Below are 17,160 nucleotides of genomic sequence, written 5' to 3'. Positions count from 1 at the left end.
GTCAGGCTCCTTCGTCGTAGGGGATCGCGGTGGACGGGATGTCGTAGTAGGTGAGGGAGGACAGCTGCCGCAGCGGGACCGGCGCCGGCGAGGGCTCCGCGCCCTCGGCCTCGTCGGCCGCGTCGTTCAGCTCCTGCGCGAGCTGCCGCGCCTCGGCCGGAGCGAGGCCGGTGCGCTTCCGGTGCATCCGGAGCCGCACCAGCTCCTCCTCGGCGTAGACCTCGGCGGTCGTCTCGGTCTTCTGTCGTTCGATCACGAGCGGGCTCCGTTCTGGGTGGGGGTCCACGGGAACGGCGACGCCCCGCGGGAGATGTGGGAAGGCCAGTCGCGGGCGTCGCGGTCACCGCGCCAGCGGACGAGCTTGAAGTTCGACCCGGACACCCGGCCCTGCACCTTCTGCGGGGTGATGCCGAGCCCGAACTCGGGCCAGCCGAGCAGCGCCGCCGAGCCGCGCGGCCGGAGCTCGCGGTCGCCCGTCGCGCCGGACGTCGTGTGGCCGGCGTGCGCCTCCATGAGGAGGGCGACGCCGCGGTCGCGGATCGTGTCGAGCGCGGCGAGCAGCGGCGCCGCGTCGTCGTCGGAGGTGATCGCTCGCGGGACGAGGCGGTACAGCGGCCCGATCGCGAGGACGTCGGGCTGGTGCTCGTCGATGAGCGAGTGCACCTCGGAGAGGTCAGAGTCCTTCGTGAGGTCCAGGCGCGAGGTGCACCAGAGGCGGACCTTCGCGGCCGGGTTCTCCGTCGACCGCAGAGACGCCGCCTGCACGAGCCGACGGGACGAGCGGCGCCACTGCTTCTCGGTGTTCTCCGCGTCGATGACGAGTCCGCGGACGGGCGTGATCGGCGCGAACGTGAACGGGTGGATCCCGGCCGCCGCGAGAAGCACGATCTGCCGGATCAGCATCGACTTGCCACCGCCCTCGACGCCGGTGAGGACGAGGCGGTCGCCGCGCTCGAGCAGGTCGGGGACGACCCAGTCGTAATCGTCGACGCCCTGCATGACCGCCTCGAGCTGCACAGCGAGCGCGCGACTGCGGGCGGCGCCGGAGCGGATGGCCTTGAGCCCCTCGGCGGCCTTCGCGAGGGTGACGCCCGAGTCGGTGCGGCCGGCAGCCTGCTGGATGTTCTGGCCGAGCGCGAGCAGCTGCCGACGGACGGACGCCTCCCGCACCTGCGCGGCGTACCAGGAGGCGTTTGTTGCGGTCGGCACTTCACCGGCGAGCTCGTGGAGGTCGGCGGGGGTGTAGGCGGTGACGCCCCAGTCCTGTAGGCGGCCTGCGACGGTGATGACGTCGACGGGGCGGCCCTCGGCGAGGAGACGCTTCATGCCGCGGAGGAGCTCGCCGAGGTGCGGGTCGAGGAAGTCGCCGGGGGCGACGAGCGGGGTGACCTCGCGCATCACCTTGCCGTTGAGCAGCAGCGCGCCGATGACCGCGCGCTCCGCGAGCTGGACGGACTCTTCGCCGCTCATGCCGCCACCAGCTCGACATCGTGCCCGAGGGACTCGGCGACCGCGGCCATCAGGTCACGGGCTGCGGGCGGGGTGACGGCGTTGCCGGACTGCTTGACCTGCTCGCGCTTGTTACCGAGGAGGACGTAGTCGCGGGCGAACGCCATGCCGACCTTGATCTCGTGCGGCTCGAGCATCCGGAACAGGCAGTCGTCGACATCGAGCGAGACCGGGGCGGTCGGCTCGAGCAGCGACTGGTGGCCGCCCGTGGTGAGCGTGCGCATCGTCTCCGCGACCGGGGTCGACATCTCGGCGCCGCCCTGGTTGTTCCGCATGAGCAGCCCGTGGTGGTTGCCGTTCGCGGAGACCGTGTCGATCACGGCCGTCGCGGGCTTCGTCACCCCGTGGTTCCGAAGCGGCACGACCAGTGCGTTGCGATCCACGGTGGCAACGGTCCCCATCGGATCGGCTGTTGGTCGCGCTGTGCCCGTCGAGTAGTAGGGGACCAGGAGGGCGGTCTCGTTGCGGGTCGACTGGGTCCGCATGGGCAGCCCAGCCGAGGCCGCCGACTTCCCCTCGCGCCCCTCCACCGGCACCAGGAGCGAGGCGTGCAGTCCGCCACCGACGAGGGTCGGCAGGGCGGCCGAGTGCGGCTGCGACCGGGACTCGTCCGCGCCGGACACGTGGTTGATGACCAGCGGCGGCACCGCGACGCCCTTCGACACCGACGTGTGCAGAGTCCGCAGCGGCTGCTCGGTCGGCCACGCCCGGACGTACCCGGTCTGCTCGCCGTGCGCGGGGTGCTTCGGGTCCATCGAGTCGTAGGTGTTCCCTCCCGCCTCGACGACGAGCGGACGCCAGTACCGCTCGATGCCCGCCTGGATCCGCGCTCTCGTCTTCTCCGCGAGCGCCTTGTCCCGGTCGCCGATCCGCTGGCCCGGGATTGACCAGTCAATTGCGGACGATGCGGGCAGCCAGGCCGGCTCGACGACGACCGCGCACTGCGGGCACCGGTAGACGTACTGCGCCCGGTACCGGCCCCACCGCTCGGCCTTCTTGAACACCTGCACGGCGCGGATCACGCCGTGCGTCTCGCAGAGCGCCTGCGGGCGGGTCCACTTCTGCAGCTCGGGCTTCGTCTGGCCCTTCTTCCAGAACACGACGTACATGCGGTCTCGCGACTGCGGCGCCGGGAGGCCCATGGCCTGCGCGTGCATCGAGTTCAGCCACACGATGTCGTGCTCGTAGCCGAGCAGCTCCATCGCGAGCAGCCACGCCGGGAACTGCACCCACCGGTACGCGTCGACGACGTTCTCGATGATGATCGCCCGGTACTGGTGGTACTCGGCGAAGCGAGGGACGTCCCACATCGTGGCCCGCGATCGGATCGCGGCCTCGTCGGCGAGAGGCTTCTCCTCCATCCCCGGCAGCGCGGCCTGCAGGGCGCGCTGCCGCTTGATGCCCTTCGCCACCGAGTGGTTCGTGCACTCCGGCGACGCCCACAGGATGTCCGTCGTTGGGTACCGGGACGGCTCCACCTGCGAGAGGTCCGCAGAGTCGTGGTCGGTGTCGGGGTGGTTGGTCTGGTGGGACTCGATCGCGAGGTTCCAGTGGTTCGCGGCCATGCGGATGCGCACGCCGGGGATCTGGACCATGCCCGACGAGGACCCTCCTGCTCCGCAGAACAGGTCGGTGACGGTCAGCACGATGACTCTCTCTCTGCCCGGATGTGGGCGTGCTTCTTGGCGGTACGGATGAGCCGGAGGACGTTCTGCCCCCGGGCGAGGACGAGGTACGGGTCGTCTGAGTGCCAGACGATCCAGTCGCAGCGAGGACCGGGCTCGAGGGTGACGAGCACCGCGAGCCGACCCCGCGCGCCGGGGACCGGGACGCGGACCGCGCGCTCGCCGCTCGGCGGCATGTAGGTCTGCGCACGCAAGGCAGTCGAGGGCGTTGTCCCGATAAGGTCGCGAGCATGATCGATAGAGACGGCGCAGCCCTGCTCGCGCAGATAGTGGCGACAGTGCTTGTTGCGGTAGCCGTCAGCACCTTCATGACGGTCCGAGTAACCGCGGCGTACAGCCGACTTCTCTACGTGGTAGAGACTGTTCTCTCGCTCGCGCTGGTGCCTCTGCTGATAATCACGACTAACGATGCCGTCGCGGGGAACACGATTAGCGGAGGCCGCTACACCTTGGTCGTCGCCCTTTGCTACGTCAGCGCCCCGCTCTTCTTCTTCTTGACCGGCGCCAGTGTCGTCAGTCGGGCGCGCGACCGCGCAGCCAAGAATGCGACCGGCTGAACACCTCACGAGCGGACCGCCAGCCAGTCGAGGCCCTCGTCGTCATCCGAGTAGGCGCGCGGCCGGTCGGAGCGCTCGGGCAGCGCCTCGTCCTCCCAGCCCTCGCGGTTCAGCCAGGTCGCGGGGTACGGGATGAACTGCTTCTCCGGCAGGTTCGGGTCCTGAGCGAGACGACGAGCGCCGGCGATGATCTGCTCGACGTCGTGCTTCTTCGCCATCCGGAGGAACGCAGCCCGCGCCGCACCCTTGCCTGCGGCCCTCGGGTAGGCGGCCCAGAACTCGTCGAAGCGGTCGCTCGCGCTCGGCCCGGCAGGGACGAGCATGAGTACTTCCGAATGGTCTTCTTCTAGATGTTCTTCTTTGTGGCCGGATTCACCGGATACGGATGAACCGGATACGGATAACCCGGAAGCGGTCGAGTGCGGGTCGCGGAGGCGATAGTCGACCTCACCGAAGAGACCGCCCTCAGCGTGCCCCTGCGTGCGCTCGAGGTACCCGTGCTCGACGAGCTCGGCGACCGCGGCGTAGACCGCGTCTCGGCCCTCCTTGCCGACCTTCGCGAGCTGTCGGACGGACACCTTCCAGCCAGGACGGTGCGAGAGCAGCTCGGCGAGGAGTCCCTTCGCCTTGCGGGAGAGGCGCGGGTCCCGGGCCCATGCGTTCGGGATGAGGGTGAAGTGTCCCTCGAAGCCGAGGTTCGGACGTTCGATCATCGGAGTCGCCTCCTTTCTGTGGATCGTGGTTCGTGAGTGGGATAGCCGTGCTCGGCCATGAAGGCCTGCGCCTTGAGGGCGTCGATCGGGTGGAAGGCGCCGACGTCGTCGAGGCGGATCCAGCCGTGCGGGGTGAGGAGCGGGACCTCGGCGGGGAGCGGCCCGTACTGGCGGACGAGGAACCCGCGAGCGAGGGCGTCCGTCCGGCGGGACTCCATCTCGCCGTGGCAGAGGGTGGTGGCCGAGCCGTGCACGAGGCAGAGGTTCCCGGCGAGATTCGTGTCGGGCCGGCCGCTGCCGCCTGCGGCGCGGGGCCGGCGGTGCTGCAGCGAGTAGTCGCTGAGATCCACCGGGCGCCCGCACCAGCGGCAGCGGCCGGAGTCGCGGTCGATGACCAGGCGGCGCACCGCCGGTCGGACCGCGGAGGCGGTCACTTCCGGGGAACGACGGTGAGGCGGGCCGTCTCGGTGAAACCGGGGACCGGGCGCCCCTTCTCGGTCTCGAGGAACGCGACCTGGTAGGTGATCCCCGCCGCGTCCTGCCTGTCCTCGACTCGGGCGACGACGTAGACCGAGCCGCCCCGTCCGACGCGCACCCGGTCGCGCCGCCGGATCGTCTGCCCGGTCACGGCCGGTACCGTCCCGAGCCCGACATCGTCGACTCGACGAGGCGCGCCTGCGTCTGCACAGCCGACTGCCGCTTCTCCGCGAGGGACGCGAGGCCCTTCGCGTAGTCGTACGCGATCTCCGCCGCGTCGACCCGGTCCTGCAGCTCGGCCGTCTCGAGCGTGATCGCCGCGTCCCGAGCCGCCTGCGTCGACCCGGCGACCGTGCCCTTCAGCGTCGCCTTCCGCCGCTCGAGCGCCGCTTTCGACGCGCGCTTCGTCTTGTCCGCGTCGCGCACGATGACCAGCACGTCGGCGAGCACGTCGTGCACCGCGTCGAGCTCGTCGATCACGTCGTCGGGCGTCTTGATCGTGCTCGCCTGCGACAAGCGGAGCATCGGCACCCGGTCCTCGACCAGCGCCTCCGTCGCCTCCGGATCCACCAGCGCGCTCACGACTGCTGCTCCTCGTCGGCGAGCGCCGCCTCGAGCTGCTCGGTGCGGCGAGCGAACGCCTCGGCGACCGCGTCGTCCCATTCGTTCCGACGCTCGCACGCCGCCCGCAGGTCGAGCAGGTCGGCCATGTCCGTGGCGCCGCCCATCATGTCGGTCCACGGCATCGGCAGCTGAGGCTGCGCCTCCGCCTGGCTCGGTGCCGGGGGAGCGGTCTCGAGAGCGCGCTTCCGAGCCCAGAGCATGTCGCGCACCGTCTCGCCCGACTCGAGCACGTCGCCGAAGACGCCCGCCTGCTCGGCCTCCTCGTACAGCGGCCGCAGCTGAGCCATCGACGTGCACTCGATCGCCCGCTGCTGCCAGCTGTCGTCGGCGACGACCGTCGCGTCCTGCGGCTCGTCGGCCCGCCCCTGGGGTTCGGGGGCCTGCCGCTCCTGCTGTCGCGTCTGAGCGCCGTTCACCGGCGCGGAGGTGGTAGCGGGCGCCGCGTTCGTCGCCTGCGCCATCTCCTCGCCCGAGTACAGGCCCGACAGGTCGTTCGGGAACGCCTTCCGGAGCGCGAGCATCTCGGCGACCTTCGCGAGCATCAGGTCCGGCATCTTCTGCCACATCGCGCCGACGCGCTTCTCGCCCGTCTTCGCACCGCGCTCCCACACGTCCTCCATCGGGGCGTAGGACTCCCACCGGGCGACGACGGACAGCGCCTCCCGGAAGCCCGCCTTGTAGACGCCGACCCGAGCGAATGCCGGGTAGGGGCGATCGGTCGTCGGCATCCACGCGGCCGACCACGACTGGCCGTCGTTCGAGAACTCCGGCGAGGTCTGCCCCTCGTACTTCCCGGACCGCTCGGCGACCAGGCGGGCGCCGTCGATGCTGATCTGCGTCTGCCACTTCCCGCCCCGCTCGATGCAGTAGATCTGCCGAGCGAACGGGTCGAGCTGCGTCCGCTGGCACTGCAGCAGGAACGCCTCGACCACGGCGCGCGGCGCGAGCTGCGGCGGCTGGTTCCGCTTCCGCGACACCAGGCCCGCCGCGTCGACGAGCGCCTTCTCCTGCTCGGTCCACGACGCCGAGTCGCCGGACGTCGGCAGCGCCAGCACTCCAGCGCCAGCCCTCACCATGTCGGTCGTCATGCCGCCTGCTCCTTCGTCTTGGCCGGCGTGACCCGCAGGGTCGCCGCCTTCGTCGTCTCTCTCGTCGTCGTGAAGGTCGCGGCGTGCGCGGCCCATCCGGTGCGCGCGGCCTCGTACAGCTGCCACAGCGCAGGCGCCGCCTCCTTCGCGGCCGCCTCGTCCGGTGCGCTGACCGTCGAGGTCCCGCCCGGCTTGTACGTCACGAGTCCCGCGGGGGTCCGCTCGGAGAACTCCTCGCCCTTCTCCGTGCCGATCCGCAGCAGCTCCGACTTCGCGAGCTCCTTGCGGCGAGCGCCCTCGGCCTCCGTCGCGAGCGCCTCGGCGTACTGCGCCACCCACACCTCGAGCTCCGACGGCTCCGCCTGCTCCTCGGCTGCGGGCTGCTCGGCGCGGGCCCGGTCGAGGGCGTCGAGGAAGACGTCGGCCTGCTCCACGAGGAACGCGATCCGCTCCTCGTCGCGGAGGAAGATCCGCGTCCGGACCGTCTCGACCGTCGGGCCCTCGTCTGGCCAGCGCGAGTAGTCGCCGTCGTGCCGCTCCCACGCGAACACGACACGTTCGGCGCCCGTCACGTGCAGCTGCCACTGCATCTGGTCGTAGTAGCCCGTCGACCAGAACTTCGGCGGCCGCGGCCGCTGCATCATCGTGCGCACCACGTCGAGCGGGACGACCCCCGCACCGGGCGCGGGCGCCAGGTCGAACTTCGACGCCTTGCACTCCAGCAGCTCCATCGCCCCGAGGAACGACTCGCCGATCCCGTCCGGCGTCGCGATGTGCCGCTCGTTCCCGAGCGCGTGCACCAGCCACGAGTTGCCGTCGATGTGCGGCCACTCCGACTGCACCGCCGCCACGATGTGCGGCTCGCGAATGTTCCCCCACTCCATAGCCGGCGTCGCCCGGATCGACTTCGGTGCGAGCTTGTCGCGCAGGACCGCCATGCCGTCGCCGGCTGCGATCTTCGCGATCTCCGTCGCCGTCACTCCGCCGAGCCGCTTCTCGAGCCAGACCTCGCGGTCGTCCGAAGTCGCGACGCGGCGCGACATCAGCGCCTGCAGTGCGCTCACTCGGCGTCACCGCCCTCGATGTCCAGGTCGAGCTGAACGTCCGGCGCGGCCGCCATGAAGCCGCCCCGGGTGTTGCAGTACTCGCGCATCATCGCGATCGCCTTGTCCTCGTCGCCGACCGGCACGAGCTCGACCTGCTTGATGACGGCCTTCGCGACCCGCGAGCCGTCCTCCTTGATCGACAGGTCCGATCGCTCGACGCGAGCGATGACGAGCACGCCGTGCGGCGACTCCACCCGCGACCAGTCGCTCTCGAGCGCGGTCATGCCGTTCTGCTCCTCGCCCGGGAACTTGCCGGCGAGGGTGATCTTGTTCGTGGTGGTCATCGGTCCTGGTCCTTCTGGTTGGGCCACGGGAGGTGTGCTCCGGCGGCGGTCTGCTTCTTGCTGATCGGCTCGGCCTCGAGAGGACGGCCGAGGTTTCGGGAGCCCATCGCCAGCAGGGCGAGGGCGTCGGCGGCGTTGTCGTCGGACACCCGCACGTCCGGGAAGGCGGCCCGCATCGCGGCGAGCACCTCCGGCTTCTTCGCCTTCCCGGAGCCCGTCGCGTACATCGCGCGGGTCGCCTGGGAGACGGTCATCACCTGGCCGCGGCGCAGGAGCACCCGGACGATCAGGTAGTAGAGGGCGTGACGCTCGACGGCGAGGCCGCCGGTGAGCATCGGGGGAGGGGTCTCGATCACGAACAGACCCGAGGTCGGCAGCCACTCCAGCGCGCGCGCCGCGACGTACTCAATGCGGTCGGACTGCGCCCGCAGGTCCTCGCCCTGCTTCCGCGTCCTGACGACCGCAGTCACGAGACGCTCACCCTCGACGTGTCGAGCGAGCCCGCACGCCGTCAGCGACGAGTCGATGCCGGAGACGTTCATCGGCGGAACGGCGCGATCGCAACGAGCGACAGCAGGTCCCGCTCGGAGTGGAAGCACTTCTTGCACGCCCACCCCGCGACGAACTTGTCGAGCTCGAGGTCTACGGTCAGATGCTCACCGCAGAGGAGATCGACGTGTCCGCAATGGCGGCACTGGCCGGAGAAGTCAGCAGCGTTGTCGCACTTCTCGCGGCCACACGGCGTCTCGAAGTCGAGGTGCTCGACGGTCGCGACGTCGATGTCCTGGTCGACGGCGCTCATGCGGTCGCGTCGATCCACGCGAACACCGCGGCGGCGAGGAGGAACAGCGAGAGCGCCACGGTCCCGTCGATGAGCGGGATCTGCGGGAGGCCGGCGAGGGCGAGCGCAGTGTGCACGGCGAGCTTGATGACGATCAGGATCAGCACGACCGCGAGGAGCAGCAGGATGATGCGGCGGTTCTTCATGCCGCACCGCCGTGAAGCTCGATGAGGGCGCGGACTGCCTCGACGGGGACCTGCGAGTAGACGGTGCCCGTGGGGTGGTTCTCGTCCTCGACCCACTCGGACCACTCGCCCCAGGGCTCGGGCCGCTCCGAGGGGTAGCCCACCTCGACGGCCGTGTACGGCCCCTCGAAGTCCTCGTCGGCGGTGAAGAAGGGACGCGGCGAGCAGTACATCCCGTTGCCGGCCTGCACGGACAAGCGGAACCCGTCGGCGCAGTCGATGTGGCCCGAGGGCTTCCCGGTGCGTCTGTAGTCGGCGCGGATGGTGCCTTCCGCGATGATCTGGTCGAGCTGCGACATGGTGATCGGTTCCTTCCGGCGGCTTCAGGGCGCGCCGATCAGCGCCCCCCGGAGGGCGCATCGAATACGGGAGAAGGGGTGGGGCCGGTTGGTCTCCGTCAGCGACTCAGAACGTCGTGTGGACCGGCCCCGGCCAGCGGGATTGCTGGCGGTCTAGGCGGAGCGCCGGCTGGCGATCGACGTCACGTTCGACGTCGGCAGCTGAGCCGCGATCCATGCATCGACGTCTTCACGACGCCAGCGCAGGTACTTCCCGACCTTGAAGGCCGGAGGGAGCGCGTCGGGGTTCCGGTTGCGCAGTTGGTAGACGGTCGCCTCGTCGATCTGCAGCTCGCCGGCCAGGTCGGAGACGGTCAGGTGGACGGCCATCAGGCCACCGCCTGCACGTTCCGGACCTGCTCGGCGAGCGATTCGGTCGGCACGACCTCGAAGGCCTCGCCGATCCCGAGCCCGAAGGTGTCCACCATCGCGACGATGAACGCCGCGGAAGGCTGGGACCCCTCGTCGACCCTGCGGAGGGTCGCCCGGTTCACGCCCATGAGGCGCGCCTGGTGCTCCTCGGTGGGGATCTCGCGAAGCTCTCGGAGCCTCTTGAGCAATCCCGGCTTGATCCGGAGCGTGCTTGCCATTCGGTCCTCCTCGTTGCGGTTCCGCGTTGTGGTGTCGCAAGTATGCGACGCTGTGACGCACATATGCAACACCAACGGGGGGCGTTGTTGCACAAGTGTTAGTCAAGATTCCCGTGATTCCGCGGCTGAATGGCTTGCGGATGTTGCAAAGTTGCGACATGCTCGCAGTGTGAATGACGCGCTTCGGGAACACATCGAACATCTGGCCGGGACGAAGAGTCTCCGATCGGTCGCCCTCGCCGCCGGGATGCACCCGAGCACCCTCGTCCGCCAGCTCGACGGTGAAGTGAAGGTCGGGACGGTCGTCGCCATCTGCCGCGCATACGGTGCGCCGATCCTCCCCGCGTTCGTCGCCGCCGGCTTCATCACCAGCGACGAGGCAGAGCGCACCTCGACCGAGGCCGCTCTCCGCGACGCCTCCGACCGGCAGCTCGCCGAAGAGATCCTGCGCCGCGTCATCGAGGCGGAGGGGGAACACCCCGAGCTGACCGAACCGCTCGACGACGACCAGGTCGAACAAGCGGTCGAGAAGTCCAACATCCGTCGGCTGAATGTCGGAGGTCGACCCGACACTCTGACCGACGAAGAGATCGCAGAGCGCTACGGCGATCGCATCGCAGCAGACACCTCAGACCCCGAGCAGGACCTCGACCACAGGACGCCATGACGCACAGCCCAGCCGCCTATGACCCGTACGAACACGCGGAGCGGCTGGGCATCCCGGTCCTTCACGGGCGGATCCGCTCGGCGAACGGCCTCTGGATCCCCGAGGAGCGCGTCATCATCCTGAAGCGCGGGCTCCGCTCCTGGCACGAACGTCAGACCCTCGCCCACGAGCTCGGCCACGTCTGCCTCGGTCACTGCGAGACCACGCCGCGGATCGAGCGCCTCGCCGACCGGTGGGCGGCCCGGAAGCTCATCGCTCCCGACCACCTCGCCGACGTCGCCCGCATGAGCCCCGACCCTGGCGTCTGGGCTCTCGAGCTCGGCGTCACCGACCACCTCCTCGAGCTCTACCTCCGAGACCACCGCGCCGCCTAGGAGACCCGCATGCCACGTCCGCCGCTACCGATCGGCTCGAACGGGATCGTCACCGTCACCCCCGCAGCGAAGGCCAAGGGGCCATGGGTCGCCCGAACCCGGTTCCGGGACTACGACGGCGTCACTCGCACCGTCGAGCGCAAGAGCGCGCAGAGCGCAGGGAACGCGCGCGAACTACTCGCCCGCGCGCTCCTCGAGCGGCGCGCACCGGGCGGCGACGACCTCACGGCCGAGACACGCATGAAGGCCGCGGGGGAGAAGTGGTGGGCGGACGAGATCGACGGGCAGCGCGCGACGACCACCGAGCGCCGCTATCGGCAGACGCTCGCGCACATCGACCAGGGCGTCGGCGGCCTCCGGCTCCGCGAGATGACCACCGCCCGCTGCGACACGTTCCTCCGCACCCTCGCGCGCACCCGCGGCCCCGCGACCGCGAAGCAGGCGAAGAGCGTCCTCTCGGGCATCCTCGGCATGGCGGCCCGCCTCGACGCGATCCCTGCGAACCCCATCCGCGACGTCGGGGCCATCCGGCAGATCACCCCCGAGGTCCGCGCGCTCACCCTCGACGAGCTCCGCGCTTTCCGGACCGCGCTCGCGGCCGACCGGCGCAGCGTCCTCGGCGACGTCGTCGGCCCCGTCGACTTCATGGTCGGGACGGGTGCGCGCGTCGGTGAGGTGTTCGCGCTCCGCTGGGCCGACGTCGACCTCGACGCGGCGACTCCGACCGCGACGATCAACGGGACGACCCTCTGGACGAAGGGCTCCGGCATGACGATCCAGACGCACCCGAAGTCCGCGACTTCGCGCCGGCGGTTGCTGCTCCCCGACTTCGTCGTCGAGATGCTCGCGGCGCGCGACCGCGACGCCGAGCTGGTGTTCCCGTCGCTGTTCCTGACCCGGTCGACGGTCCGCGATCCGAACAACTTCCGGAAGCAGCTGCGCCGGTTCACCGAGGGCACGGACTGGGAGTGGGTGACGCCGCACACGTTCCGCAAGTCGGTCGCGACGCTCGTCGAGGACCTCGGCGAGGCGTCCCGGCAGCTCGGCCACGCGGGCACCGACATCACCGAGCGGCACTACCGCGTGCGCACGCACGAAGGCCCCGATCTCCGTGCACGCCTGCAGCTGGTGGCAGGGTGACGGAGGCCGGGGCACTCATCGTTTACTCGACGAAAACAGGGCTACGAGCGGCCATCGACGGCAAGGCAGCGCGAGTCAGCGCCGCACATTCGGCCCGGTCAGCGCCAGGAAGCGGCACTCAGTGTCAGCCATAGCAAGGCATCGGGTCGGATTCTCTTGGTCGCAGGTTCGATTCCTGCCGGGGGCACGTCGACGCCGGTATCGCCGTTGTGCAGGCGATCGGTCTTCGTCGCGCAGCGCCTCCTCACCGAGGACGAGGGCTGACGGTCCGCATCCGGCAGCCGCGCTTCGGGGTGAAGTGCAGAGCCGTGCTTCCTTTTCCGCCGATTTCCAACCCTGAATGGGTGGCAAAGTCGGCTTTTCTCGCCTAACACACTGCTCTTTTCCGGGCAACACCGGCGTGTTTTCGAGTTTTGAGCACTGTGCTCGCCTTTGGGCACCTAGTCTGGGGGTGTCCGGAATTACAACGACGTAACGAACGGAGGTACGACCATGCTGCTCCTCGCTCTTCTCGCTGGAATCGCGGTTGCGTGGACGATCATCGCGGCGCCCCTCGCCGTACTGGTCGGCCGGGTTGCGCGTGCACGTGACGCGCACATCTGAGACGTGTGATCTACACCACAGAGAAGGCCCCGACCGCATCAGCGGTCGGGGCCTTCTCGACATGAGGGGCTCGGCTCACTCGACGGGGCGGGCGGCGTGCGCCGTGCGGGCGTCGTCGGAGTGCTCGCCCTCGACCCCGGTCTGCGGCGCGGAAGTCGTCGTCTGCTCGTGCTCGACGGGCGGGAGCTCTTCGACCGGGCGCTCGCGCGAGGGCACGTCGAGGCGGTCGACGTCGTCCAGAAGCTGGCGCGTTTCGTCGTGTCCATCGTTCTCGGAGGCGGCCGGCAGGACGATCGTCGGCGTCGAGGACGGACGCTGGTAGTCGGTCGCTCCCTCCGAGGCGCCGACCACGACGGGAGCGGGGGTCGCCGCGCGCTCGGGCTCCGGCGTCGGGCGGGCGGACTGCCCTTCGGGCTGGACGGCCTTCGTCTCGGGACGCGAGGTCTCGGAGAAGCGCCAGCGCTCGAGGTCGGCGAGGAACGCCTTGCGGGCACGCCCGGGCTTGTCGCGCCAGAGCACGAGGCGGTCGCGGAACTCGCCCACGCTCGCCTGGGTCTGATAGCCGCCGGTCGCCGAGGAGTGCTTCAGATCGGCGAGCTCGTGCGCGGCCCAGTTCGCCGCGACTCCGGAGCCCTTGACGGGCAGGAGGCGCAGGTGCGTCTCGGCCTGAGCGGACGCGCGGTCGCTCAGGATGCGCTCGGTCTGGCTGAGCACGTTCCACGCGGAGGCATCGACGGCGGCGTCGATCAGGGTCGCGATCACGGCGTTCTTGCGCTCGTGATCCTGCTGCCGGATCAGCCGCGCGATGGCGGAGCGGAACACGGCGGCCGTGATGACCACTCCGATCACCACCGAGAGCAGGACGATCACCGCCAGGAACACCGCCCGGTAGCCGTCCGCCGTCTGGATCCATTGCACGAAATCGCTCCACCACTGCATGTGCCGAACGTTAGCCCGGGCGCGCGGCGACAGGCGATCGGCACGCCGACCACCGGACGATCGATGCCCTCAGGCGACGCGGAAGACCTCGATCGCGTCGTCGACGCTCCAGAACTCGCCGAGCTGCGGACCCGCGGGCATCCCGGCGCGCAGGAGGCGGGCGCGGTACTTCTCGCCCTGCGGGTCGTCGACCAGCTCGATGTGGCCGACGATCGCGCCGGACGCGGTGCTCACGCGCCAGAGCCGCCCGTTCACCCGGGTCAGCTTCGGGGGAGTGCGGGTCGCGTGCAGAGTGGACAGGGACATCGGTTCCTCCTGCTCGGATCGGGGAGCACCCACCGGCCAGGGTGCTCTCGCAGACTACGAGCGACCACCGACATCCCCGTCGGCTCCGCGGACTCAGCGCAGAGCGGTCCCGTGCACGGCGAACTCCTCGATCGCCGCCGTCTCCGACTCCGTCAGCGGACCGGCGTCGAGCGCCGCGACGTTCTGCTCGAGCTGGGCGACACTCGAGGCGCCGATGACCGCGCTCGTGACGGTGGGAACGCGCAGGACCCAGCTCAGCGCGAGCTGCGCGAGGGTCTGGCCGCGTCCCTCCGCGATCGCGTTCAGTCCGCGCGCCCGGGCGAGGTAGTCCTCGTCGATCCGGTCGGAGGAGAGGAAGCGCGAGGTCGCGGCGCGCGATCCGTCCGGGACGGTCCCGTCGAGGTAGCGGTCGGTCAGCAGCCCCTGGGCGAGCGGCGAGAACACGATGCAGCCCGTCCCCAGCTCGTCGAGGACCGGGAAGAGGCCGTCCTCGATGTGGCGGTCGAACATCGAGTACCGCGGCTGGTGGATGAGCAGCGGCACTCCGGTGGACGCGAGGGCGGCCTGGGCGGCGCGGGTCTGCTCGGGGTCGTAGTTCGAGACTCCGACGTAGAGCGCCTTGCCCTGCTGGACCGCGGAGGCAAGCGCTCCCATCGTCTCCTCGATCGGCGTCTCGGGGTCCGGCCGGTGCGAGTAGAAGACGTCGACGTAGTCGACTCCGAGGCGCTCGAGGCTCTGGTCGAGGGAGGAGAGGAGGTACTTGCGGGACCCGCCGTCGCCGTACGGTCCTGGCCACATGTCGTACCCGGCCTTGGAGGAGATCACGATCTCGTCGCGGTAGCGACGGAAGTCCTCGGCGAAGATCCGGCCGAACGCCGTCTCGGCCGCGCCGTAGGGCGGTCCGTAGTTGTTCGCGAGGTCGAAGTGGGTGATCCCCAGGTCGAACGCGCGGCGCAGGATCGCGCGCTGCGTGTCGAGGGGGCGGTCGGAGCCGAAGTTGTGCCAGAGGCCGAGGGAGAGCGCGGGAAGCTTCAGCCCGCTCCGTCCCACTCGTCGGTAGTCCATGCGGTCGTAGCGGTCGGGGGCTGCGTCGTAGCTCACTCCTGGACTCTATGCCAGCCGCCCCCGGGCGCGGAATGCCGCGGGCCCGGAGGGTGTTGACTCAGACGACGCGCCCGGCACTCCGGATGCGTCGCCGCGACAGGAAGTGAGTCACACGCACATGCGCACATTCGTACTCGCCGGGGGATGCTTCTGGTGCCTCGACGCCGTCTACCGCGTCCTCGACGGCGTGAGCGACGTCGTCTCCGGCTACACCGGCGGATCCACCGTCGATCCCGACTACGAGGACGTCTGCACGGGACGCACCGGCCACGCCGAGGCCGTCGCCGTGACGTTCGATCCCGACGTCATCCCGGAGCAGGTGATGCTCGACGTCTTCTTCACCCTCCACGACCCCCGTCAGCTCAACCGCCAGGGCAACGACGTCGGAACGCAGTACCGCTCCGCGATGTACTACTCCACCGACGAGGAGAAGGAGCTGTTCGAGGCGGCCCGCGACCGCGCCTCGGAGTGGTGGGACGGCTCGATCGTCACCGAGATCTCGCCCCTCGGCGTCTACTACCCGGCCGAGGACTACCACCAGGACTTCTTCGCGAAGAACCCGGGTCAGGGCTACTGCCTCGCTGTGGCACTTCCCAAGGTGAACAAGATCCGCAAGTCGTACTCGAAGTACATCACCGCGTCGTAGTCGTCCTCCCCAGGCGTCGATGACGCCGGTCGTCCCCAGAAGGGCCCGTCTCCACTCCGGAGGCGGGCCCTTCGTCACGACACTGTCCTCACGGCACCCGGGTGGTACCAGCCCCCTCCGCCCGGGTGCCGCTCCGGTCGCGATCGCGACCATCGACGAGAGGACACGACCATGACCGACACCCTCACCCTCATCGGAGTCATCGGCACCGATCCGCGGAGCATCGACACCGCGAACGGCAGCACGATGGCCAGCTTCCGGCTGGCCTCGGCGCAGCGCCGCTACGACCGCACCGAGCAGCGCTGGGTCGACGGATCCACGAACTGGTACACCGTGAACGCCTTCAACGGACTGGCCGGCAACGCCCTCGCCTCGCTCGCCCGCGGCGACCGGGTCATCGTCACGGGGCGGCTCGCCGTGCGCTCGTGGGAGAGCGGCGGCAAGTCCGGCACCGACGTCGCACTGACGGCCGAGGGGATCGGCCACGATCTCGCGTGGGGGACCACCCGCTACACGAAGACCGTCGCGCGAGCGGCGCCCGTGGCGGCCCCCACCGCGCCCGAGGCCTGGAGCGAGGAGCCACCCAAGGCCGTCGACGGAGCGGCCACGGGGGACTGGGGCGCGGTGACGACGCCGCTCGAGCCGTCGTTAGAATCGGTCGACACCCCGTTCTGACGAGGGTGTCCGGCGCGAGATCCGCGGCCGCCGGAAGGAGTCGAGTGAGCACACGGACCCCGGTCGACGAGCGCCTGCGCCGTGTCGCCGCCCTGCTCGCCGGCCCCGTCCTCGCCGTCGGGATGCTCGCCGGCTGCACCGCTCCCGCCGCTCCCGAGACCACCGCGTCGTCTCCCGTCGCGGAGGCGACCGCCGGTGCTCCGGCGGAGCCGGCACCGGTCGCCCTCGTCCCGGGCGGCTCCGCAGAGGAGAACCTGCCCTTCTTCGAGCAGGTGATCAGCGGACTGGTCTCCGCTGACGCCGAGGCACCCGGACTCAGCGTCGTCGACGCCCTGGTCGCGGCCGGATTCTCGAAGGAGTCGATGCAACTCACGGCCGACGAGACCTCGATCGGGCTCGACGCCGACACGGTGCTCGTCTCGGTGAAGCTCGGCGACTCCTGCCTGCTCGGCCAGTACGGGCCCAAGAGCGACGGCGTCCACGCGGTGGTCGCCGCGCCGATCGCGACCGGCGCCTGCCTGGTCGGCCGGACCGTCCCGCTCGAAGGCTGATCCCGCGTCCCCCCAGCCGGTAGCCTGGTCACGGCCCCCGGCCTCCGATCCGTCTGCGCGAACCGCGCCGCGACCGACGGAGGCCGTCATCCGGCCGCGGGTCTCCCGGTCACCGGGGAGGTCCCGCCGGAACGCGGGGCTCCGAGAACGTACGAGCG

The 17,160-nt window shown here is 70.3% G+C and carries 26 protein-coding genes; 7 read left to right on the top strand and 19 right to left on the bottom strand.

Annotated elements, in window-relative coordinates; translation table 11 throughout:
• Nucleotide 1: 1 nt before the first annotated feature.
• Genes LRG51_RS02595 through LRG51_RS02585 form a run of 3 tightly spaced genes read right to left on the bottom strand, consistent with a single transcriptional unit; the run spans nucleotide 2 to nucleotide 3,155 of the window.
• Nucleotides 2-256 (bottom strand): hypothetical protein, encoded by a 255-nt coding sequence (locus LRG51_RS02595; protein WP_230670963.1) that lies wholly within the window; start codon nucleotides 254-256, stop codon nucleotides 2-4.
• Nucleotides 253-1,470, bottom strand: coding sequence for an AAA family ATPase (locus LRG51_RS02590; protein WP_230670961.1), 1,218 nt, complete (start codon nucleotides 1,468-1,470; stop codon nucleotides 253-255). Before LRG51_RS02590 ends, LRG51_RS02595 begins: the two co-directional genes overlap by 4 nt.
• Entirely contained in the window at nucleotides 1,467-3,155 is a 1,689-nt protein-coding gene (locus LRG51_RS02585; RefSeq protein ID WP_230670957.1) for a DNA cytosine methyltransferase, read from the bottom strand. The genes LRG51_RS02590 and LRG51_RS02585 overlap by 4 nt, the downstream gene beginning before the upstream one ends.
• A gap of 269 nt (nucleotides 3,156-3,424) precedes the next feature.
• On the opposite strand from LRG51_RS02585, the gene LRG51_RS02580 reads away from it, so the two are divergent.
• Complete coding sequence (locus LRG51_RS02580; protein WP_230670955.1) at nucleotides 3,425-3,751, top strand: hypothetical protein; 327 nt, start codon at nucleotides 3,425-3,427, stop codon at nucleotides 3,749-3,751.
• Between the two features lie 5 nt (nucleotides 3,752-3,756).
• Here LRG51_RS02580 and LRG51_RS02575 read toward each other — a convergent pair whose 3' ends face one another.
• From LRG51_RS02575 to LRG51_RS02515, 13 genes are all read right to left on the bottom strand, one after another.
• A complete protein-coding gene (locus LRG51_RS02575) occupies nucleotides 3,757-4,464 on the bottom strand; it encodes a helix-turn-helix domain-containing protein (protein WP_230670953.1) in 708 nt (235 codons plus the stop codon).
• Nucleotides 4,461-4,898: an HNH endonuclease gene (locus LRG51_RS02570; RefSeq protein WP_230670951.1), complete on the bottom strand. Its 438-nt coding sequence runs from the start codon at nucleotides 4,896-4,898 to the stop codon at nucleotides 4,461-4,463. Before LRG51_RS02570 ends, LRG51_RS02575 begins: the two co-directional genes overlap by 4 nt.
• Entirely contained in the window at nucleotides 4,895-5,092 is a 198-nt protein-coding gene (locus LRG51_RS02565) for a hypothetical protein (protein WP_230670949.1), read from the bottom strand. Before LRG51_RS02565 ends, LRG51_RS02570 begins: the two co-directional genes overlap by 4 nt.
• Nucleotides 5,089-5,523 (bottom strand): hypothetical protein, encoded by a 435-nt coding sequence (locus LRG51_RS02560; RefSeq protein WP_230670947.1) that lies wholly within the window; start codon nucleotides 5,521-5,523, stop codon nucleotides 5,089-5,091. Before LRG51_RS02560 ends, LRG51_RS02565 begins: the two co-directional genes overlap by 4 nt.
• The gene (bet, locus tag LRG51_RS02555) at nucleotides 5,520-6,653 is read right to left on the bottom strand and encodes a phage recombination protein Bet (RefSeq protein ID WP_230670945.1); all 1,134 of its coding nucleotides are present in this window, start codon (nucleotides 6,651-6,653) and stop codon (nucleotides 5,520-5,522) included. The genes LRG51_RS02560 and bet overlap by 4 nt, the downstream gene beginning before the upstream one ends.
• On the bottom strand, nucleotides 6,650-7,717 hold the full coding sequence (locus tag LRG51_RS02550) for a YqaJ viral recombinase family protein (protein WP_230670943.1): 1,068 nt from the start codon (nucleotides 7,715-7,717) through the stop codon (nucleotides 6,650-6,652). Before LRG51_RS02550 ends, bet begins: the two co-directional genes overlap by 4 nt.
• Nucleotides 7,714-8,043, bottom strand: coding sequence for a hypothetical protein (locus LRG51_RS02545; RefSeq protein WP_230670941.1), 330 nt, complete (start codon nucleotides 8,041-8,043; stop codon nucleotides 7,714-7,716). Before LRG51_RS02545 ends, LRG51_RS02550 begins: the two co-directional genes overlap by 4 nt.
• The gene (locus LRG51_RS02540) at nucleotides 8,040-8,585 is read right to left on the bottom strand and encodes a hypothetical protein (RefSeq protein WP_230670939.1); all 546 of its coding nucleotides are present in this window, start codon (nucleotides 8,583-8,585) and stop codon (nucleotides 8,040-8,042) included. Before LRG51_RS02540 ends, LRG51_RS02545 begins: the two co-directional genes overlap by 4 nt.
• Entirely contained in the window at nucleotides 8,582-8,845 is a 264-nt protein-coding gene (locus LRG51_RS02535; protein ID WP_230670937.1) for a hypothetical protein, read from the bottom strand. The genes LRG51_RS02540 and LRG51_RS02535 overlap by 4 nt, the downstream gene beginning before the upstream one ends.
• A complete protein-coding gene (locus LRG51_RS02530; protein WP_230670935.1) occupies nucleotides 8,842-9,030 on the bottom strand; it encodes a hypothetical protein in 189 nt (62 codons plus the stop codon). Before LRG51_RS02530 ends, LRG51_RS02535 begins: the two co-directional genes overlap by 4 nt.
• Nucleotides 9,027-9,368, bottom strand: coding sequence for a hypothetical protein (locus tag LRG51_RS02525; RefSeq protein ID WP_230670933.1), 342 nt, complete (start codon nucleotides 9,366-9,368; stop codon nucleotides 9,027-9,029). Before LRG51_RS02525 ends, LRG51_RS02530 begins: the two co-directional genes overlap by 4 nt.
• 153 nt (nucleotides 9,369-9,521) lie before the next feature.
• Nucleotides 9,522-9,737: a helix-turn-helix transcriptional regulator gene (locus tag LRG51_RS02520; protein WP_230670931.1), complete on the bottom strand. Its 216-nt coding sequence runs from the start codon at nucleotides 9,735-9,737 to the stop codon at nucleotides 9,522-9,524.
• Nucleotides 9,737-9,997, bottom strand: a complete 261-nt coding sequence (locus LRG51_RS02515) for a hypothetical protein (protein WP_158078095.1) — start codon at nucleotides 9,995-9,997, stop codon at nucleotides 9,737-9,739. The genes LRG51_RS02520 and LRG51_RS02515 overlap by 1 nt, the downstream gene beginning before the upstream one ends.
• Nucleotides 9,998-10,166: 169 nt before the next feature.
• On the opposite strand from LRG51_RS02515, the gene LRG51_RS02510 reads away from it, so the two are divergent.
• From LRG51_RS02510 to LRG51_RS02500, 3 genes are read left to right on the top strand one after another with little or no spacing between them, the layout of a single operon-like run.
• On the top strand, nucleotides 10,167-10,664 hold the full coding sequence (locus tag LRG51_RS02510; RefSeq protein WP_230670929.1) for a hypothetical protein: 498 nt from the start codon (nucleotides 10,167-10,169) through the stop codon (nucleotides 10,662-10,664).
• Nucleotides 10,661-11,038, top strand: coding sequence for an ImmA/IrrE family metallo-endopeptidase (locus LRG51_RS02505; protein WP_077223006.1), 378 nt, complete (start codon nucleotides 10,661-10,663; stop codon nucleotides 11,036-11,038). The genes LRG51_RS02510 and LRG51_RS02505 overlap by 4 nt, the downstream gene beginning before the upstream one ends.
• 9 nt (nucleotides 11,039-11,047) lie before the next feature.
• Complete coding sequence (locus tag LRG51_RS02500; protein WP_230670927.1) at nucleotides 11,048-12,178, top strand: site-specific integrase; 1,131 nt, start codon at nucleotides 11,048-11,050, stop codon at nucleotides 12,176-12,178.
• 678 nt (nucleotides 12,179-12,856) lie between these two features.
• On the opposite strand, the gene LRG51_RS02495 is transcribed toward LRG51_RS02500, so the two are convergent.
• From LRG51_RS02495 to LRG51_RS02485, 3 genes are all read right to left on the bottom strand, one after another.
• Nucleotides 12,857-13,720, bottom strand: coding sequence for a hypothetical protein (locus tag LRG51_RS02495; protein WP_230670925.1), 864 nt, complete (start codon nucleotides 13,718-13,720; stop codon nucleotides 12,857-12,859).
• Nucleotides 13,721-13,789: 69 nt separating this feature from the next.
• Nucleotides 13,790-14,026: a hypothetical protein gene (locus tag LRG51_RS02490; RefSeq protein WP_230670923.1), complete on the bottom strand. Its 237-nt coding sequence runs from the start codon at nucleotides 14,024-14,026 to the stop codon at nucleotides 13,790-13,792.
• Nucleotides 14,027-14,119: 93 nt separating this feature from the next.
• Nucleotides 14,120-15,127, bottom strand: a complete 1,008-nt coding sequence (locus LRG51_RS02485; protein WP_230670921.1) for an aldo/keto reductase — start codon at nucleotides 15,125-15,127, stop codon at nucleotides 14,120-14,122.
• Nucleotides 15,128-15,248: 121 nt separating this feature from the next.
• Between LRG51_RS02485 and msrA the strand changes: the two genes are divergently transcribed.
• The 3 genes from msrA to LRG51_RS02470 all read left to right on the top strand — a co-directional run bounded on the left by msrA (nucleotide 15,249) and on the right by LRG51_RS02470 (nucleotide 17,002).
• Complete coding sequence (msrA, locus tag LRG51_RS02480) at nucleotides 15,249-15,776, top strand: peptide-methionine (S)-S-oxide reductase MsrA (RefSeq protein WP_230670914.1); 528 nt, start codon at nucleotides 15,249-15,251, stop codon at nucleotides 15,774-15,776.
• 171 nt (nucleotides 15,777-15,947) lie between these two features.
• Nucleotides 15,948-16,451 (top strand): single-stranded DNA-binding protein, encoded by a 504-nt coding sequence (locus LRG51_RS02475; protein ID WP_230670905.1) that lies wholly within the window; start codon nucleotides 15,948-15,950, stop codon nucleotides 16,449-16,451.
• A 44-nt stretch (nucleotides 16,452-16,495) separates the two neighbouring features.
• Nucleotides 16,496-17,002, top strand: a complete 507-nt coding sequence (locus tag LRG51_RS02470) for a DUF6993 domain-containing protein (RefSeq protein WP_230670903.1) — start codon at nucleotides 16,496-16,498, stop codon at nucleotides 17,000-17,002.
• The last annotated feature ends 158 nt before the right edge of the window (nucleotides 17,003-17,160 follow it).

The organism is Rathayibacter sp. Leaf248, assembly GCF_920939495.1.
Classification (GTDB): Bacteria; Actinomycetota; Actinomycetes; order Actinomycetales; family Microbacteriaceae; genus Rathayibacter; species Rathayibacter caricis.
Note: the sequence above shows the minus strand (reverse complement) of the source record. Positions and strands in the feature narration are given on the sequence as shown.

What these genes read in the sequence shown, in the direction of transcription:
- LRG51_RS02590 (WP_230670961.1), bottom strand. Translation starts at nt 1,470, where the DNA reads ATGAGCGGCGAAGAGTCCGTCCAGCTCGCGGAGCGCGCGGTCATCGGC.
- LRG51_RS02580 (WP_230670955.1), top strand. Translation starts at nt 3,425, where the DNA reads ATGATCGATAGAGACGGCGCAGCCCTGCTCGCGCAGATAGTGGCGACA.
- LRG51_RS02575 (WP_230670953.1), bottom strand. Translation starts at nt 4,464, where the DNA reads ATGATCGAACGTCCGAACCTCGGCTTCGAGGGACACTTCACCCTCATC.
- bet (WP_230670945.1), bottom strand. Translation starts at nt 6,653, where the DNA reads ATGACGACCGACATGGTGAGGGCTGGCGCTGGAGTGCTGGCGCTGCCG.
- LRG51_RS02545 (WP_230670941.1), bottom strand. Translation starts at nt 8,043, where the DNA reads ATGACCACCACGAACAAGATCACCCTCGCCGGCAAGTTCCCGGGCGAG.
- LRG51_RS02540 (WP_230670939.1), bottom strand. Translation starts at nt 8,585, where the DNA reads ATGAACGTCTCCGGCATCGACTCGTCGCTGACGGCGTGCGGGCTCGCT.
- LRG51_RS02535 (WP_230670937.1), bottom strand. Translation starts at nt 8,845, where the DNA reads ATGAGCGCCGTCGACCAGGACATCGACGTCGCGACCGTCGAGCACCTC.
- LRG51_RS02530 (WP_230670935.1), bottom strand. Translation starts at nt 9,030, where the DNA reads ATGAAGAACCGCCGCATCATCCTGCTGCTCCTCGCGGTCGTGCTGATC.
- LRG51_RS02525 (WP_230670933.1), bottom strand. Translation starts at nt 9,368, where the DNA reads ATGTCGCAGCTCGACCAGATCATCGCGGAAGGCACCATCCGCGCCGAC.
- LRG51_RS02520 (WP_230670931.1), bottom strand. Translation starts at nt 9,737, where the DNA reads ATGGCCGTCCACCTGACCGTCTCCGACCTGGCCGGCGAGCTGCAGATC.
- LRG51_RS02515 (WP_158078095.1), bottom strand. Translation starts at nt 9,997, where the DNA reads ATGGCAAGCACGCTCCGGATCAAGCCGGGATTGCTCAAGAGGCTCCGA.
- LRG51_RS02505 (WP_077223006.1), top strand. Translation starts at nt 10,661, where the DNA reads ATGACGCACAGCCCAGCCGCCTATGACCCGTACGAACACGCGGAGCGG.
- LRG51_RS02500 (WP_230670927.1), top strand. Translation starts at nt 11,048, where the DNA reads ATGCCACGTCCGCCGCTACCGATCGGCTCGAACGGGATCGTCACCGTC.
- LRG51_RS02495 (WP_230670925.1), bottom strand. Translation starts at nt 13,720, where the DNA reads ATGCAGTGGTGGAGCGATTTCGTGCAATGGATCCAGACGGCGGACGGC.
- LRG51_RS02490 (WP_230670923.1), bottom strand. Translation starts at nt 14,026, where the DNA reads ATGTCCCTGTCCACTCTGCACGCGACCCGCACTCCCCCGAAGCTGACC.
- msrA (WP_230670914.1), top strand. Translation starts at nt 15,249, where the DNA reads ATGCGCACATTCGTACTCGCCGGGGGATGCTTCTGGTGCCTCGACGCC.
- LRG51_RS02475 (WP_230670905.1), top strand. Translation starts at nt 15,948, where the DNA reads ATGACCGACACCCTCACCCTCATCGGAGTCATCGGCACCGATCCGCGG.